We start from the raw sequence: 14,965 nt of genomic DNA on the forward strand, positions 1-14,965 counted from the left end.
CATAAAAAAATTGATGAGCAGGTTGCGGACCAGATTACTGGCTCTACCACGCCGCAAAAAACGAATAATTCAGGTTGCTACCGACGTCTTCCTGGTCTGGCTGGCTCTGTGGATGGCGTTTGTCGTACGACTGGGTATCGATGAGCTGATCAATCCTCTCGAGAAGCACACGTGGCTGTTCATCAGTGCGCCCGTTGCGGCTATCCCGCTGTTCATCCGTTTCGGCATGTATCGCGCAGTGATGCGCTACTTCGGCAATGACGCGCTGATTGCCATCATCAAGGCCGTGACGATGTCGTCATTGATCCTTGGGTGCATGGTCTACGTTTACAGTAACCACCAGCAATTGGTACCGCGTTCGGTGATCTTCAACTACTGGTGGTTGAGCATGGTCATGATCGGCGGTCTGCGCCTGGCCATGCGGCAGTATTTTCTCGGCGACTGGTTCGCTGCGGCGCAGCACGTGCCTTTCGCCAAGAGCGACAACGGTTTGCAGAAGGTTGCCATTTACGGCGCCGGTGCAGCGGGCAACCAGTTAGTCGCCGCATTGCGCATGGGCCGTCTGATGCATCCGGTGGCATTCATCGATGATGATGAGTCGATTTCCAACCGGGTCATTTCCGGTCTTCAGGTCTACAAGCCGCGAAACATCCAGCGAATGATCGATTCCACGGGGGCTCAGGAAATCCTCCTGGCAATCCCGTCATCGTCGCGTGGGCGTCGTCGGGAAATCCTCGGTTTTCTGGAGGGCTTTCCGCTGCACGTACGAAGCGTTCCGGGCTTCATGGATCTGGCCGCTGGCAGGGTCAAGGTCGATGACCTTCAGGAAGTCGACATCGCAGACCTTCTGGGACGCGATGCAGTCCCGGCTCGCGATAACCTGCTCGAGCACTGCATCAAGGGCAAGACGGTGCTGGTGACCGGCGCTGGCGGCTCGATCGGTTCCGAGCTGTGCCGACAGATACTGCTGCTGCAACCTACCCAATTACTGTTGCTGGACCATAGCGAGTTCAATCTCTACAGCATCCTTTCCGAGCTTGAACAGCGCTCGGCGCGCGAGTCACTCTCGGTGAAATTGCTGCCCATACTCGGTTCGGTACGCAATCACCCCAAGCTGCTGTCGATCATGAAAACCTGGAAGGTCGACACGGTCTATCACGCTGCGGCCTACAAGCATGTGCCAATGGTCGAGCACAATATTGCCGAAGGCGTGATCAACAATGTCGTGGGTACGCTCAATACCGCCCAGGCGGCGTTGCAGGCAGGGGTGTCCAACTTTGTCCTGATCTCTACCGACAAGGCGGTCCGCCCGACCAACGTGATGGGCAGCACCAAGCGCCTTGCCGAACTGATATTGCAGGCACTGAGCCGCGAAACCGCGCCAGTGATCTTCGGTGACAAGGCTAACGTCTATCAGGTCAACAAGACCCGCTTTACCATGGTTCGCTTTGGCAACGTGCTTGGCTCTTCCGGTTCGGTGATCCCGCTGTTCCACAAGCAGATCCAGTCAGGCGGGCCGCTGACGGTGACGCATCCGAAGATCACCCGCTATTTCATGACCATCCCCGAAGCCGCTCAGTTGGTCATTCAGGCGGGCTCCATGGGGCATGGCGGCGATGTCTTCGTTCTCGATATGGGTGAGCCGGTCAAGATCGTCGAACTGGCCGAGAAGATGATCCATCTGTCCGGACTGGCCATTCGCTCTGAGAAGAACCCACACGGTGATATCTCTATCGAGTTCACCGGGCTGCGTCCTGGGGAAAAACTCTATGAAGAGCTGTTGATCGGCGACAACGTGGTTGCCACCGAGCACCCGATGATCATGAGTGCAAACGAAGATTGCCTGCCGTGGGATGTATTGAAAGGCCGCCTGACAAAACTGCTGGATGCGGTCGACCGCGACGATTACACCAGCGTGCGTCAGTTGCTGCGCGAAACGGTAAATGGCTATACGCCAGAGGGTGAAATCGTTGACTGGATGTATCAGGAGCGCAGCGGCGAAACGTGATTTCATGAGTACTGCCGGGGCATCGGGCAGAGGCGGAAATACGTTGAACAATCTGGCAACAGGCAGCAACGCTCGACTTCTTTTCCAGAAGGGGACGCTGATCTAAGTTTCAGGCACAGCATGTGAATGCTGCCTTGAACTGCTATGGAGCTTTATCTATGCGAACCCCTATCTTCAGTGCCTTGATCTTTGCCTTGCTCACCAGTGCCTCGGTTGCGGTCAACGCCGCGCCTGCGTCTCAGCCCGCCATGGCAGAGCCCGCGATGTCCCATTCGCCGATGATGGAAGACACAGCGCCCGCTATGGCGCATGAGCAACGCAAGGACAGGGTCAATCTCAATACTGCCGATGCGCAGACACTTCAGAAAGAACTGGCGGGGATCGGCAAGAACAAGGCCGATGCCATTGTTGCTTACCGGGAAGCCAACGGCGAGTTCACATCGATTGATGAACTGATCGAAGTAAAGGGGATCGGCAAGGCCATCCTGGAGAGGAATCGCGAAAAGCTTGCAATCGACTGATCAGCGTTTCATCCGGTAAACACACAGGCCGATCAATGATCGGCCTGTGTGTTTATAAACTCTCACCAGGAAAGCTCACTGAGAAAGTATCTGTTCCAGAGGGTCAGTTGGTGCTCTTTTTTATCTCCTTTTTGAGATATTCGCGGGTCGTGTCCAGAATGCGCTGCGACAGCTCCTCGTCAAAAGCGCTGCGGGCGAGTGCCAGACCACCTACCAGTGCGGACAGCACCGGCAGGCTCTTGGACTCCAGTCCATTCTCCGCCAGGGGCTTGTCGAACTGCTCCAGCAGGTGAAGGATGATTTTATCCGTCGTCATGCTGGGCTGATCTCGCTGGCCCAGTTCCAGGCACATGGTCGGTAACGGGCACCCGCCGTCTTCCGCATCGCGACTGGCTATTGATAGATAGAGATCAATGAATTCACTAAGCGAGTCCTGCCTGGCGAAAACGTCGCTGGTGATTCCCTTTACATTGTCGAGGGCGTGACTCAATGCCTGTTCAACAAGATCATCCTTGGATTTGAAATGCGCGTAGAACCCGCCATGGGTCAAGCCAAGTGCCTTCATCAAAGGTTGCAAGCCCGTAGCACCAATGCCGTCACGACGGAAGCGCATGGACGCTTCCTTGACAATGCGTTGGTGCGTTTGGGCCTTATGATCAAGCGCGTAACGCATGCGCTGAGTCTCCGAGAGGGCCAATGTGTACGCGCATTTATACATGGATAGGTGAAACGATGCAGCAGGCTTTCGCTCGCAATGACAACTTCATCTCAATCAGGCAGGTGAATACCTGACTATTTATCCAGATAATGAGTGAGGCTGGCGCTGGACAATTCGCCCAAATGACTACCGATCAGGCGTCCATCCGGCGAATAGAAGAGAGTGGTTGGCAGCGCCGCCGAACCCACCTGGCGGGCGAACTCGCCGTCCGGATCCAGAAAGCTGTTGCTTAGCACCAATTGCTGTTTCGACAGGTAGTCGCTGACTTCTCCGGCGCTTTCGGCCTGATTGACGAACAGAAATGTAATGTCCTCGCGTTCCCGTTGCATATCGCGCAGCACTGGCATTTCGCGGCGACACGGAGGGCACCAGGTGGCCCACAGGTTGATGACCACTGGTTTGCCCCGGTAGTCGGAGACCCTGACCGGCTCGCCAGTCAGCGTCCGAAGGGTTGTATCAGGCAGTGAATTGCCCTTTTGATAATGGTCCAGAATAAAACCGCCTGATACCCAGATCGCCAGTCCGATGCTGATTCCGAATGTCAGGGCGCGACGCTGTTCGGGGCGGCGCCAGCCGATGATAAGGCCGCCCAGCAGGGCGCAGATAACCCCGGGCCAGACCAGAAAGCCGCCGTCACGGATGTCCAGTGCCTTCCAGGGGGCGTCGCTGTACTGCGGGAAATAGGTCAGGACGAATGCGATACGTGCAGTAGCGATACCCAGAATGAAGAGTCCGAATACCGCAGTCTTTCTGGACAGGGTATGCCGGACAAGCCGTGCTTCTACCCAGGTGGCCGTTATCAAGGCGCCCAACAACAACAGGTGGGATATCGCGAGGGCGAACGGTCCGGCGTTGATGCTCAACATCGTTTTGGTCCTTGAAGGGTTTTTGCCGGGCGTACTGCACAGGCGCGGCATGATATCGCTGCTGCCCCTCCAGGAAAAATGCAGAACTGTTCCCGGATGTTAGGCCGTGTGGGCGGCTGGATTGAGCCCGTAAGCTGTTGAAACACTAATTCCTCGACAAGAGGTGGACCGTCCTCCAGGCCTTTGTACAAAGGGCGTGCGCTCGAATGCCAGCATGCGCTGCAGAAACTATTGTCCTACAAGCCTTTGACTTCTGCCGTCAATCCCGGAGAATCTCGCCCGCTGTTTTCGAGGGGGGCGCTGAACTGCCGATTTTTTCGATGCGTTTCCCTTTTTGATAAACCGGCCACGGAGAGTCGACCGGATGAATGATCAGGCTAATGGCGTCGTAGAACGTCTGGATGTAGCTCCCGAGAGCATCGCGTCGTGGAATCGTAATGACACCACCTGGATGCTTGGATTGTTCGGTACCGCCATCGGTGCGGGTACCCTGTTTTTGCCAATCAACGCGGGTATTGGTGGTTTCTGGCCATTGATGGTGCTGGCACTGCTGGCGTTTCCCATGACGTTCTACGCTCACCGCGGTTTGACGCGCTTCGTGCTCTCAGGGCGTGAAGGTGCCGACATTACCGATGTGGTCGAAGAGCATTTCGGCAAGAGTGCCGGCGCGATGATTACCTTGCTGTATTTCTTCGCCATCTTCCCGATCCTGCTGATCTACAGCGTGGCCCTGACCAATACCGTGGGCAGTTTTCTTGAGCACCAGCTGCACATCACGCCACCGCCGCGCGCCGCACTGGCGTTTGTGCTGATCATGGGGCTGCTGGCCGTGGTGCGTTGTGGCGAGCGGTTCATCGTCAAGGCCATGAGCCTGATGGTTTATCCGTTCATCGTCGCACTGTTGTTCCTGGCGATATTCCTCATCCCGCACTGGACCGGCGGCATTCTGAGCACCGCTACTACGTTCCCTGAGCTATCGGCGTTCATACCCACGCTGTGGCTGGCCATTCCGGTGATGGTGTTCTCTTTCAACCACACACCGATCATTTCTGCGTTTGCCGTCGATCAGAAGCGTCAGTATGGCGAAAACGCCGAAGTGCGCAGTTCGCAGATTCTGGCCCGCGCCCACGGTCTGATGGTCGTGATGGTGCTGTTCTTCGTGTTCAGTTGCGTGTTGACCCTGTCGCCTGTCCAGCTGGCGGAGGCCAAGGCGCAGAACATCTCGATCCTGTCCTACCTGGCCAACCACTTCAACAACCCGACCATCGCCTTTGTCGCACCGCTGATTGCGTTCGTGGCCATTTCCAAGTCGTTTCTCGGCCACTACATCGGTGCCAGCGAGGGCTTGAAAGGCCTGGTTCTGAAGGCGGGTCGTCGTCCTGCACCCAAGGCGCTGGATCGCATGACGGCGGCGTTCATGCTGGTGGTGTGCTGGCTGGTGGCAACGCTCAACCCAAGCATCCTGGGCATGATCGAAACCCTGGGCGGGCCGGTGATTTCGGCTTTGCTGTTCCTGATGCCGATGTACGCCATCCACAAGGTACCGGCCATGCGTAAATACGCTGGCGCGTGGTCCAACTACTTTGTGGTGGCCGCCGGTGTGGTGGCGATTTCAGCACTGATCTTTTCGCTGATCCGCTGAAGCCAGCAAGCGAAACCTCGCAGTCTGCGCCGATTTAACGGCGCAGACTGCGATGAGGTCATGCGATCGTGATCAGTCCACTGGCTCGGGATACAACGGCCTGGACAAGTGCATGATGCTCGCATAGTCGTAAACGTACTGCCGTCCCGCATGGCTGGTCGAACGCAGTTGGTCGATCAGTTGTCGTTCTTTCTTGTTCAAGTATCTCAACGCCGGATCTTGGCTGGACTTCAGGCGATCACGTTCATGGGCGTCAGGGAATGCGATGACGTTCGTCATGAAAAATCTCCTTGGGTTTTAGTCCTTGTTTGCTTTGATGTTGCCCCGGTTGCGGTGGTGATGGCGACGGTTCACCTTACCCACAAAAACTTGATGCGATCAACCCTGCAGATGCCAGGTATGTCACAACGTTTGTGTGATCTCGTAGGATTGTCGACTGCCGTTGATGACAATCTGTACAGCATCGTCTTCGAATTTGCCCAGCAGGCTCTGCCCGAGCGGGGCTCTGGCAGTAATGACGGTGACCAGCTGATCGCCTGCACTGACCTTCAGGCCGGCAGCATCCGGGCCGAGAAACAGATAATGTGTCTGCCCGCCAACATCCTCGACGACCACCAGATCACCGGTCTGAATGCCTCGCGATTCATCGAATGGCTTGAGTGACCATTTCCGATAAAGCGTCAGCGACTGACGAATCTCTTCGACGCGGCGTGCCTGGCCAGCGGCCAGATAGGACGCCTCCAGCCCTAGCGTGTCGTACTTGTTCTCGGCGATGTTCTCTTCGTGCGTAGCCGTTTCATAGGCGGTCTGCGCCGCTCGTTCTGCGATGTCCAGATCGATGTTCAGTTTGTCGATGATCCGTTGCAGTACATCCTGTTTGTTCATGGTTTATCCGCAGTACTGATCGATGCTGGCACGGCTTTTCTCGCTCGGTGCGGTGCGATCCTGCTGTATCCAGAAATCACACTTCGAGCGGTTGAAGGTGCGCTGTTGTTGCTCCTGCGCCTGTTCGCGCGCCTGACGGGCCTCGCTTTCACGCAGGCTTTGCTCATATTTGCGAAACATCTCGGTCTCCGGCGCGGACGGGGAGGCGGGCTTCTGCACGGGCGGGGTGGTCAACTGTGCGGCGGCATTGTCCAGCGCCTGGGTCTGAGCCGGTGGCAGGCTTTTGTAATAGAGCAGGGCGGTCAGAAACACCGCCAGGGCGCCCAGCCAGATGCCCAGCGCAATGCACACGATCAATTTCAACGACACGTACAGGTCGCGACGGCGGGTAGGGAATGACATGGCTGAACTCCTTGCAGGCCAACAGATGTGATTGTGCCATGCCTGATGGTCAGGCATGAAAACTGTGCCGCCTGTTTGTCCGGCAGCATCAGGCTGGTGACAACGTGCCGTTCTGAACGACAATCAGCGTTTTTTGCCATCCAGCCTCAGGGAGCCAGAATGAAAGCCTCGTGGGACATTTTTTGCAGCGTAGTCGACAACTACGGTGATGCGGGCGTGACCTGGCGCCTGGCGCGCCAGCTGGTTGCCGAGCATGGCCTGCAGGTGCGTTTATGGATCGATGATCTGTCGGCCTTCGTTCGCTTGTGCCCCGCAGCCGATCCCCAGGCCCGGCAACAATGGCAAGAGGGCGTGAGCGTCTGCCAGTGGCCGACCGAATGGCTGAACACCGATATTCCTGATGGGGTCATCGAAGCGTTCGCCTGCCGCCTGCCGACGCGCTACACCGAAGCGATGCTGCAGCGTTCGCCAAGGCCGCTATGGCTGAATCTCGATTACCTCAGCGCCGAGGACTGGGTGTCTGGCTGCCACGGCCTGCCATCGCCACAGTCGAACGGTTTGAAGAAGTTCTTTTTCTTCCCGGGTTTTTCCGAAGCTACGGGTGGCCTGTTGCGCGAAAAAAACCTCATCGAGCAGCGCCAGGCGTTTCAGCAAAACAGCGCGGCAAGGCAAGCGTTCCTGAGCGGGTTGGGTATCGAAGCGTTGGCCGGTGCGCGCCTGATCTCGGTATTTGCCTATGAAAATGCCGCGCTCGGCAGTTGGCTTGATACCCTGGCCAGCGACAGTCGGCCGACGCATCTTCTGGTGCCAGAGGGACGCATCCTCGGCGACCTGCAGCGTTGGCTGGGCACCGAAGATCCGCTGCGCGCCGGGTTCATTCAGGCCAACGGCGGGCTGACGGTTCAGGTCCTGCCGTTCATCCGTCAGGAGCTTTACGACCAACTGCTCTGGAGCTGCGATTTCAACATCGTGCGCGGCGAGGACTCGTTCGTGCGTGCGCAGTGGGCGGGGCGGCCGATGCTCTGGCACATCTACCAGCAGGAAGACGACGCGCATCTGCCCAAGCTCGATGCGTTTTTAACGCTCTATCTCGCGGGTCTTTCGCCCGCGGTCGCGCAGGCGTTGAATCAGTTCTGGCAGCGCTGGAATGTCGGCGGCGACCTTGGCGAGTGCTGGGCTGCGCTGGCAGAACACTGGCCGCAGATCGAGCGACATGCCGAACACTGGTGCCAGCAACAAGCCGCACAGACTGATCTTGCCACGGCGCTGGTGCAGTTTTATGTAAGTTCGCTATGATACGCGGCCTTGATACAAGGCTCTGTACGAAAAAGGCCTGCGCAGGTTGTTTCTCGTACAGAGCCTTTGGTTAATTCCATCCAAATTCGGATATATGCAATGAAAACTGGTAAAGAGCTGAAACCCGGTACCGTGATCCGTCTCGAAAACGATCCTTGGCTGGTTCAGAAAGCTGAATTCACCAAATCCGGTCGTAACAGCGCGATCATGAAGACCAAGCTGAAAAACCTGCTGACCGGTTACAAGACCGAGATCGTTTACAGCGCCGACGACAAGCTGGACGACGTGATCCTGGATCGCAAGGAAGCCACCCTGTCTTTCATCAGCGGTGACACCTACACGTTCATGGACACCACTGACTACACCATGTACGAGCTGAACGCCGAAGACATCGAAAGCGTTCTGCCTTTCGTCGAAGAAGGCATGACCGACGTCTGCGAAGCCGTGTTCTTCGAAGACCGTCTGGTTTCCGTAGAGCTGCCGACCACTATCGTGCGTCAGGTCGACTACACCGAAGGCTCCGCTCGTGGCGACACGTCGGGCAAGGTCATGAAGCCTGCCAAACTGAAAAACGGCACCGAGCTGAGTGTTGCTGACTTCATCGAAATCGGCGACATGATCGAGATCGATACCCGTGAAGGCGGTTCCTACAAAGGCCGTGCGAAGTAAGCATGGTTTTGTAACCCCGTTACGCAAAAAACCCGCATCGCTGCGGGTTTTTTGTGCCTGAGATTCTTGCCAGGCAGCCGTCACTCAGACGCCAGACGGGTTCAGACTGTTACATGCAGGCGCACATCAACGTTACCGCGAGTGGCGTTGGAGTAAGGGCAGACCACGTGAGCGGCATCGACCAGTTGCTGGGCGTCGGCTTGCTCCAGGCCTGGCAGGCTGACATGCAGGTCGATGTCCAGACCGAAACCGCCCGGGATCTGGCCGATGCCTACGTGGGCGGTGATCGAGGTGTCTGCCGGAATGCTGCGTTTGCTCTGACCGGCCACGAACTTCAATGCACCGATGAAGCAGGCCGAATAACCGGCAGCGAACAGCTGCTCAGGGTTAGTGGCTGCGCCGCCAGCACCGCCGAGTTCTTTCGGGGTCGCCAGCTTGACGTCGAGAATCTTGTCGTCGGAAACAGCACGACCATCACGGCCGCCGGTGGCGGTTGCAACTGCGGTGTAAAGAGTGTCCATGATCTTGCCTCGTTCAATGAAGGTTTGATTGCGCTAAATACTTGCGCGCTAACTAATCGCAAGGCAAAGGTAGTCCAAGGATAGTTTGCGCGCAAGCTAATTTTGCAAGAAAGGTCGAAGGTGGTCGCTGGAGGGCCTGTCAGACCTCACACAAGGTGGCCGGGCATGACAAGAGTGGGGTGACGCCTTTTCCTAGAGGCTATGGTGCAGGTGCTCGCGCAGCTTCAGCAACTGGGCTTGCAGGTCGTGAAGCTTTTCCATGGTCAGCCCGCTCGACGAAAGAACGCAGCCAGGTACGGTCAAGGCCTTCTGCTGCAATTCGCGGCCCTGCGCGGTGAGGTGGAGCAGCACCACCCGCTCGTCTTCCTTGCTGCGCGTACGGCTGATGAAGCCCTCGCCTTCGAGGCGTTTGAGCAATGGCGTCAATGAACCCGGATCGGTGAGCAGGCGAGTGCTGACGTCCCCCACAGTGAGCCCGTCCCTTTCCCACAGCACCATCATCGCCAGATACTGCGGATAGGTCAGCCCGAGCGCCTGCAATAGCGGCTTGTAAACCTTGGTCATCATCAACGAGGTGGAATACAGGGCGAAACACAATTGGTTATCCAGCAGCAGCGAATCGCAATCGGCAGGTGCGGAGCGGGTCGGGCTTTCGTCGGCACTCATATCAGGTCCTCAAACTCGGTCGGATGAGTTTAACTTAGTGTTGCACTCTTTAATGCGCCAGATAATTTCGCTCGTGCAGCGTTCAAGGCGCTGCCATCGTGCGTAATGCGCGAAAAAAACGCCGTCATCGGGTGTCGGTCCAGAGCAGGACTGCGTAGCATTTGGTGATTGACCGGGTGGGGACGCAGTGTGATTGAAATTGTGATGTTTGTGTTGCTGGGTGCAGCGATGGGCACCCTGGGAGGGTTGTTCGGCATCGGTGGTGGTCTTGTGGCGATTCCCGCACTCGGGGTGCTGTTCGGTCTGGATCAGCAACTCGCTCAAGGGACCGCCTTGTTGATGGTCCTGCCCAATGTGTTGCTCGCTTTGTGGCGTTACAACCAGCGCAACCGGATTCTGCTGCGTAATGCGCTGATGTTGATCATCCCCAGTTTCATTTTTGCCTGGTTGACCTCACTGCTGGCGGTCCGCGTCGACCCGCAGGGCATGCGCCTGGGCTTCGTCGGTTTTCTGGTGGTGCTGACCGTATTCAATGTTGCGCAGATGTATTGGCGCAGCAAGCAGGCCGCTGGCGGATTGCGTCATGAAAAATGGCTATGGCTGCTGGGCGTCGGATCCGGCGTGACCGGTGGTCTTTTTGGCGTTGGCGGCGGGGTAGTGGCGACGCCGATCCTTACCAGTGTCTTCGGCACGACTCAGGTCGTGGCCCAAGGGCTGGCGCTGTCCCTGGCAGCACCGAGCACCGGCATCACGCTGGTCACCTATGCGCTGCACGATCACGTCAACTGGTCGATGGGCATTCCGCTGGCCATCGGCGGCCTGGCCAGCATCAGCTGGGGCGTGAAGCTGGCGCATTCGTTGCCGGAGCGCACCCTGCGCCTGATGTTCTGCGTATTTCTGGTGCTTTGTGCGGTCATTCTCGCGCTCAAGGTTTGAAGCCGGCGATGATGTAATCGGCCATGCATTCGGTGATGGGCGAGGGATTTCCAGACTTGCGTAGCAGGACGATGCTGGCGGTTGGCAGCTGTGGCAATTGTTCCGCCTCGCCGAGGATACGCAAATCCGCTGTGGCCAGGCTCTGGAACTGCGCGGTGACTGCCAGGCCCGCGCTGACCACTGCAGTGATCGCCGCCATGCTTGAGCTGCTGTAGGCGATGCGGTAATCACGCCCGACGCCGTCCAGCGCGTTGCACGCCCAGTCACGACAGAAGCAGTGGGTGTTGAACATCGCCAGCGGAATAGGCGTTTGCTCATGCGGGGCAAAGCCGATGGCCTCCATCCACACCAGACGTTCCTGACGCAGCAGTGTGCCGATCTCGGTGCCAGGCTTGCGCGTGACAATGGTCAGATCCAGGTCGTGACGTTGCAGCAGAAGGTCCGATGGCTCGCAATGCACTTCCACTTGAACCAGCGGATACGCCTGGGCGAACTGCGCCAGAATGCCGGGCAGGAAGCGCATCACGTAATCGTCCGGCGAGCCGATTTTCACCACGCCGATCATGTGCGGCTCGCGCAAGGTGTTGAACACCTCGCTGTGCAGCTTGAGGATTCGTCGCGCGTAACCGAGCAATACCTGGCCCTCGGCAGTCAGGTTCAGGACCCGACCTTCACGCTGAAACAGCGGGCGCTGCACGACATCTTCTTCCAGACGCTTCATCTGCATGCTGACCGCCGACTGAGTGCGGTTGACGGCTTCGCCTGCACGGGTGAAACCACCGTGATCGGCAATCGCCACGAAGGTGCGCAACAGTTCGGTATCAATGCTCGGGTAGGTGGCCAATACATCAATCTCCCAGATGGAAGGCATAACGAACATTCGTTGGATTGATCCTACGCCCGAAGCGAGACTTCAGTCATCCCACAAGGAGGGCAAGATGATGAAAGGTCAGAAACAATGCGTAGGTGTGGAAGGAGCTGATGGGTATTTGCAGGCGGGCACGGTGTTCATAGCGCTGAAGCGTCATCTGCAGCGTTGGCTGGAGCTGCACCGCCAGCGTCACTTGCTGGCGCAAATGAGTGACGGAACACTGAAGGATCTGGGCTTGAGCCGCGCAGATATTCAGCAGGAAGCAGAGCGTCCGTTCTGGGACGACCCGCTCAAGCATTGAGCGGGCAGTTGCTCCGGGTTTTCCTGTTTAGCGCCTGACCTGCTTGAGGGTCTCGGCAATCAGGAAGGCCAGTTCCAGTGACTGATCGGCGTTCATGCGCGGGTCGCAGTGCGTGTGATAGCGATCCGAAAGGCCGTCTTCAGTGATCGGGCGGGCACCACCGATGCATTCGGTGACGTTCTGTCCGGTCATTTCGATGTGGATGCCGCCCGCGTAAGTGCCCTCGGCTTGATGCACCTGAAAGAACTGCTTCACTTCGCCAAGAATCTGCGCGAAATCGCGGGTCTTGTAGCCGCTGCTGGCCTTGATCGTGTTGCCGTGCATCGGGTCCGAGCTCCACAGCACCTTGCGGCCTTCGCGCTCGACGGCGCGGATCAGCTGCGGCAAGTGATCACCCACCTTGTTGGCGCCCATGCGCGCGATCAGGTTAAGGCGGCCCGGGTCGTTGTCCGGGTTGAGGATGTCGATCAGGCGAATCAGATCGTCGGTATTCATGCTCGGGCCGACCTTGACGCCGATCGGGTTGTTGACCCCGCGCAGGAACTCGACATGCGCGCCGTCCAGCTGACGGGTGCGGTCGCCGATCCACAGCATGTGCGCCGAGCAATCGTAGTAATCGTTGGTCAGGCTGTCGCGTCGCACGAAGGCTTCTTCGTAATTGAGCAGCAGCGCTTCGTGGGCGGTGAAAAAGCTGGTTTCGCGCAATTGCGGCGAGCTGTCCATGCCGCAGGCGCGCATGAACGCCAGGGTTTCATCGATACGCCCGGCCAGCTGGCTGTATTTTTCGGCGAGCGCCGAGTTGGCGATGAAGTCCAGGTTCCATTTGTGGACCTGATGCAAGTCGGCGAAACCGCCCTGCGCGAAGGCGCGCAGCAGGTTCAGGGTGGCGGTGGACTGGTTATAGGCCTGCAGCAGGCGCTCCGGGTCCGGTACACGGCTCTTCTCGTCGAACCCGATGCCGTTGACGATATCGCCGCGGTACGCCGGGAGCGTCACGCCGTCGATGATTTCGTCGTTGGCCGAGCGTGGCTTGGCAAATTGCCCGGCCATGCGTCCGACTTTCACCACCGGGCAGCCGGCGGCAAACGTCATCACGATTGCCATCTGCAGCAGGACCTTGAACGTATCGCGAATCTTGGCGGCGGAAAACTCCATGAAGCTTTCCGCGCAGTCGCCGCCCTGCAGCAGGAACGCACGCCCTTGGGTCACTTCGGCAAACTGACGGCGCAACTCACGTGCTTCGCCGGCGAACACCAGCGGCGGGTAGCTGGCCAGCGTTTGTTCAACCCTGTGCAGGTGCTCGGCATCAGGGTAGTGAGGTTGCTGCTGAATCGGCAGTGCCCGCCAGCTGTCGGGGCTCCAGGGTTGGCTCATTATTGGCTCTAGAGTTGTGCAATCGGATCGGCATGTTAGCAGTTCGCCGTTGCTCTGCCAGTCTGGTGCGGACCGTTGGAGCGGCGCCGCACGCCACAACGTGTGACAAAGCCGTGCGCTTGCCCGACAATTCGTATTTTGCGCTCAGCGCAGACAACCAGGAACGGTGATGACGGAAGAGCGTGAGCGCGTAGAGCGAATCCTGGCCGAGGTCCACGACGACTTCGGCATGATTCGCGTGCTGGAAGTGGAGGACTACCGCTTTCTGGAGTTTGGCGATGCCATCGAGCAAAGCTGCACCTTTACAGCCGATCCGAGCTGGCTGGAGTACGACTACACCCGCGCGATGCTGATCGGCGCGCTGTGCCATGACGCGCCGGAAAGCGCACTGTTTCTAGGGCTGGGGGCCGGCACGCTTACCCAGGCCTGCATGAAGTTCCTGCCCCTCGAGGACGTGGAAGTCATCGAGCTGCGCCCGGATGTGCCGCGTCTGGCCATGGAGTTCATGGGGCTCGACGACGATCCGCGTCTGTATATCCGCATCGGCGATGCGCTGGACCTGCTGGACAGCGCCGAGCCTGCCGATCTGATCTTTGTCGACCTGTACACCGATGTCGGGCCGGGCGTCGGGCACCTGGCCTGGAATTTCCTGCAGAGCTGTCAGCAGCGGCTGAATCCGGGCGGCTGGCTGATCATCAATCAATGGGCCACCGACGACGGCAAGCCGCTGGGGGCCGCCTTGCTGCGTGGCTTGTACCATCGCCATTACTGGGAGCTGCCGGTGAAGGAGGGCAACGTCATCCTGCTCGTGCCGGCCGATCTGGATCAGACGCTGGATATCGACGCGTTGAGCGGACGAGCCGAGGCACTTGCGCCGCATCTGGGTTACTCGCTGGCGTCGCTGATCAAGGCTATTCGTTCTGCCACCTGAGCAGGTGACAGCTGAGTCGATTGTGCTGAAAACGAGGTGGGACAATTCGCCACACCTCGAAGGCCGGAATGCCGGTCATGTGCAAGAATAGATTAAACGTTTAAGCGGTAATGCCCGCAATCTCGGGCCCGCGCCCTGATCGGGCGGCCTTCTGCCCGGACTCAGGGCCTGCCGCCGCTCAAAAATGGCGCAATGTTTCGTAAAAAAAGACTCACCAAGGTGCGTATTTCCGGTATAGTGCGCGCCGGCCTTAACACGGCCCTCGTCAAGGTATTGCAGTTCCCCGAAGCCAGCTTCGGTTGCTTGTTCGCACAACGGACTAGCCTGGACGATCCATTCATCAAACGTTTTCGCAAAT

At 58.2% G+C, this 14,965-nt stretch carries 17 protein-coding genes; 8 read left to right on the forward strand and 9 right to left on the reverse strand.

What is annotated here, in order from left to right; translation table 11 throughout:
• Window positions 1-13: 13 nt before the first annotated feature.
• Both P406_RS11310 and P406_RS11315 read left to right on the forward strand, forming a co-directional pair.
• Window positions 14-2,008: a polysaccharide biosynthesis protein gene (locus tag P406_RS11310; protein ID WP_003393786.1), complete on the forward strand. Its 1,995-nt coding sequence runs from the start codon at window positions 14-16 to the stop codon at window positions 2,006-2,008.
• A gap of 158 nt (window positions 2,009-2,166) precedes the next feature.
• Complete coding sequence (locus tag P406_RS11315) at window positions 2,167-2,529, forward strand: ComEA family DNA-binding protein (protein ID WP_003418099.1); 363 nt, start codon at window positions 2,167-2,169, stop codon at window positions 2,527-2,529.
• Window positions 2,530-2,632: 103 nt separating this feature from the next.
• On the opposite strand, the gene P406_RS11320 is transcribed toward P406_RS11315, so the two are convergent.
• Together P406_RS11320 and P406_RS11325 are read right to left on the reverse strand one after the other, a co-directional pair.
• Window positions 2,633-3,202, reverse strand: coding sequence for a TetR/AcrR family transcriptional regulator (locus tag P406_RS11320; RefSeq protein ID WP_032699299.1), 570 nt, complete (start codon window positions 3,200-3,202; stop codon window positions 2,633-2,635).
• 119 nt (window positions 3,203-3,321) lie between these two features.
• Window positions 3,322-4,113, reverse strand: a complete 792-nt coding sequence (locus P406_RS11325) for a TlpA disulfide reductase family protein (RefSeq protein WP_046236220.1) — start codon at window positions 4,111-4,113, stop codon at window positions 3,322-3,324.
• 364 nt (window positions 4,114-4,477) lie between these two features.
• Here P406_RS11325 and P406_RS11330 point away from each other — a divergent pair, with 364 nt between their 5' ends.
• Window positions 4,478-5,755: an aromatic amino acid transport family protein gene (locus P406_RS11330; RefSeq protein ID WP_046236221.1), complete on the forward strand. Its 1,278-nt coding sequence runs from the start codon at window positions 4,478-4,480 to the stop codon at window positions 5,753-5,755.
• Between the two features lie 72 nt (window positions 5,756-5,827).
• Here the strand turns inward: P406_RS11330 and P406_RS11335 are convergent, their stop codons facing one another.
• The 3 genes from P406_RS11335 to P406_RS11345 all read right to left on the reverse strand — a co-directional run bounded on the left by P406_RS11335 (window position 5,828) and on the right by P406_RS11345 (window position 7,042).
• Complete coding sequence (locus P406_RS11335; RefSeq protein WP_002554553.1) at window positions 5,828-6,034, reverse strand: hypothetical protein; 207 nt, start codon at window positions 6,032-6,034, stop codon at window positions 5,828-5,830.
• Window positions 6,035-6,157: 123 nt separating this feature from the next.
• Window positions 6,158-6,640 (reverse strand): GreA/GreB family elongation factor, encoded by a 483-nt coding sequence (locus tag P406_RS11340; RefSeq protein WP_003418091.1) that lies wholly within the window; start codon window positions 6,638-6,640, stop codon window positions 6,158-6,160.
• Between the two features lie 3 nt (window positions 6,641-6,643).
• Window positions 6,644-7,042 (reverse strand): hypothetical protein, encoded by a 399-nt coding sequence (locus tag P406_RS11345; protein WP_046236222.1) that lies wholly within the window; start codon window positions 7,040-7,042, stop codon window positions 6,644-6,646.
• A gap of 159 nt (window positions 7,043-7,201) precedes the next feature.
• On the opposite strand from P406_RS11345, the gene earP reads away from it, so the two are divergent.
• Complete coding sequence (earP, locus tag P406_RS11350) at window positions 7,202-8,338, forward strand: elongation factor P maturation arginine rhamnosyltransferase EarP (protein ID WP_046236223.1); 1,137 nt, start codon at window positions 7,202-7,204, stop codon at window positions 8,336-8,338.
• 99 nt (window positions 8,339-8,437) lie between these two features.
• Window positions 8,438-9,007 carry an elongation factor P gene (locus tag P406_RS11355; RefSeq protein WP_002554550.1) on the forward strand — a complete coding sequence of 190 codons (570 nt, stop codon included), beginning with the start codon at window positions 8,438-8,440 and terminating at the stop codon, window positions 9,005-9,007.
• Window positions 9,008-9,108: 101 nt separating this feature from the next.
• Here P406_RS11355 and P406_RS11360 read toward each other — a convergent pair whose 3' ends face one another.
• Both P406_RS11360 and P406_RS11365 read right to left on the reverse strand, forming a co-directional pair.
• A complete protein-coding gene (locus P406_RS11360; RefSeq protein ID WP_003342698.1) occupies window positions 9,109-9,528 on the reverse strand; it encodes an organic hydroperoxide resistance protein in 420 nt (139 codons plus the stop codon).
• A gap of 192 nt (window positions 9,529-9,720) precedes the next feature.
• Window positions 9,721-10,194 carry a MarR family winged helix-turn-helix transcriptional regulator gene (locus P406_RS11365; protein ID WP_046236224.1) on the reverse strand — a complete coding sequence of 158 codons (474 nt, stop codon included), beginning with the start codon at window positions 10,192-10,194 and terminating at the stop codon, window positions 9,721-9,723.
• A 189-nt stretch (window positions 10,195-10,383) separates the two neighbouring features.
• Here P406_RS11365 and P406_RS11370 point away from each other — a divergent pair, with 189 nt between their 5' ends.
• Entirely contained in the window at window positions 10,384-11,130 is a 747-nt protein-coding gene (locus P406_RS11370; RefSeq protein WP_032703082.1) for a sulfite exporter TauE/SafE family protein, read from the forward strand.
• Here the strand turns inward: P406_RS11370 and P406_RS11375 are convergent.
• Window positions 11,120-11,974 (reverse strand): LysR substrate-binding domain-containing protein, encoded by an 855-nt coding sequence (locus P406_RS11375; RefSeq protein WP_004411148.1) that lies wholly within the window; start codon window positions 11,972-11,974, stop codon window positions 11,120-11,122. The two genes, P406_RS11370 and P406_RS11375, sit on opposite strands and share 11 nt — an antisense overlap.
• 94 nt (window positions 11,975-12,068) lie before the next feature.
• Here P406_RS11375 and P406_RS11380 point away from each other — a divergent pair, with 94 nt between their 5' ends.
• On the forward strand, window positions 12,069-12,302 hold the full coding sequence (locus P406_RS11380) for a DUF1127 domain-containing protein (RefSeq protein ID WP_046236226.1): 234 nt from the start codon (window positions 12,069-12,071) through the stop codon (window positions 12,300-12,302).
• 27 nt (window positions 12,303-12,329) lie between these two features.
• Here P406_RS11380 and P406_RS11385 read toward each other — a convergent pair whose 3' ends face one another.
• Entirely contained in the window at window positions 12,330-13,676 is a 1,347-nt protein-coding gene (locus tag P406_RS11385) for a class II 3-deoxy-7-phosphoheptulonate synthase (RefSeq protein ID WP_003418074.1), read from the reverse strand.
• 169 nt (window positions 13,677-13,845) lie between these two features.
• On the opposite strand from P406_RS11385, the gene P406_RS11390 reads away from it, so the two are divergent.
• On the forward strand, window positions 13,846-14,607 hold the full coding sequence (locus tag P406_RS11390; RefSeq protein WP_003418072.1) for a spermidine synthase: 762 nt from the start codon (window positions 13,846-13,848) through the stop codon (window positions 14,605-14,607).
• The last annotated feature ends 358 nt before the right edge of the window (window positions 14,608-14,965 follow it).

It is taken from the genome of Pseudomonas syringae pv. coryli str. NCPPB 4273 (assembly GCF_000972175.1).
In the GTDB taxonomy this organism is placed as follows: domain Bacteria; phylum Pseudomonadota; class Gammaproteobacteria; order Pseudomonadales; family Pseudomonadaceae; genus Aquipseudomonas; species Aquipseudomonas syringae.

Bases quoted from the DNA above. Each gene is read 5' to 3' on its own strand.
- P406_RS11310 (WP_003393786.1), top strand. From the start codon at position 14: ATGAGCAGGTTGCGGACCAGATTACTGGCTCTACCACGCCGCAAAAAA.
- P406_RS11315 (WP_003418099.1), top strand. From the start codon at position 2,167: ATGCGAACCCCTATCTTCAGTGCCTTGATCTTTGCCTTGCTCACCAGT.
- P406_RS11320 (WP_032699299.1), bottom strand. From the start codon at position 3,202: ATGCGTTACGCGCTTGATCATAAGGCCCAAACGCACCAACGCATTGTC.
- P406_RS11325 (WP_046236220.1), bottom strand. From the start codon at position 4,113: ATGTTGAGCATCAACGCCGGACCGTTCGCCCTCGCGATATCCCACCTG.
- P406_RS11330 (WP_046236221.1), top strand. From the start codon at position 4,478: ATGAATGATCAGGCTAATGGCGTCGTAGAACGTCTGGATGTAGCTCCC.
- P406_RS11335 (WP_002554553.1), bottom strand. From the start codon at position 6,034: ATGACGAACGTCATCGCATTCCCTGACGCCCATGAACGTGATCGCCTG.
- P406_RS11340 (WP_003418091.1), bottom strand. From the start codon at position 6,640: ATGAACAAACAGGATGTACTGCAACGGATCATCGACAAACTGAACATC.
- P406_RS11345 (WP_046236222.1), bottom strand. From the start codon at position 7,042: ATGTCATTCCCTACCCGCCGTCGCGACCTGTACGTGTCGTTGAAATTG.
- earP (WP_046236223.1), top strand. From the start codon at position 7,202: ATGAAAGCCTCGTGGGACATTTTTTGCAGCGTAGTCGACAACTACGGT.
- P406_RS11355 (WP_002554550.1), top strand. From the start codon at position 8,438: ATGAAAACTGGTAAAGAGCTGAAACCCGGTACCGTGATCCGTCTCGAA.
- P406_RS11360 (WP_003342698.1), bottom strand. From the start codon at position 9,528: ATGGACACTCTTTACACCGCAGTTGCAACCGCCACCGGCGGCCGTGAT.
- P406_RS11365 (WP_046236224.1), bottom strand. From the start codon at position 10,194: ATGAGTGCCGACGAAAGCCCGACCCGCTCCGCACCTGCCGATTGCGAT.
- P406_RS11380 (WP_046236226.1), top strand. From the start codon at position 12,069: ATGATGAAAGGTCAGAAACAATGCGTAGGTGTGGAAGGAGCTGATGGG.
- P406_RS11385 (WP_003418074.1), bottom strand. From the start codon at position 13,676: ATGAGCCAACCCTGGAGCCCCGACAGCTGGCGGGCACTGCCGATTCAG.
- P406_RS11390 (WP_003418072.1), top strand. From the start codon at position 13,846: ATGACGGAAGAGCGTGAGCGCGTAGAGCGAATCCTGGCCGAGGTCCAC.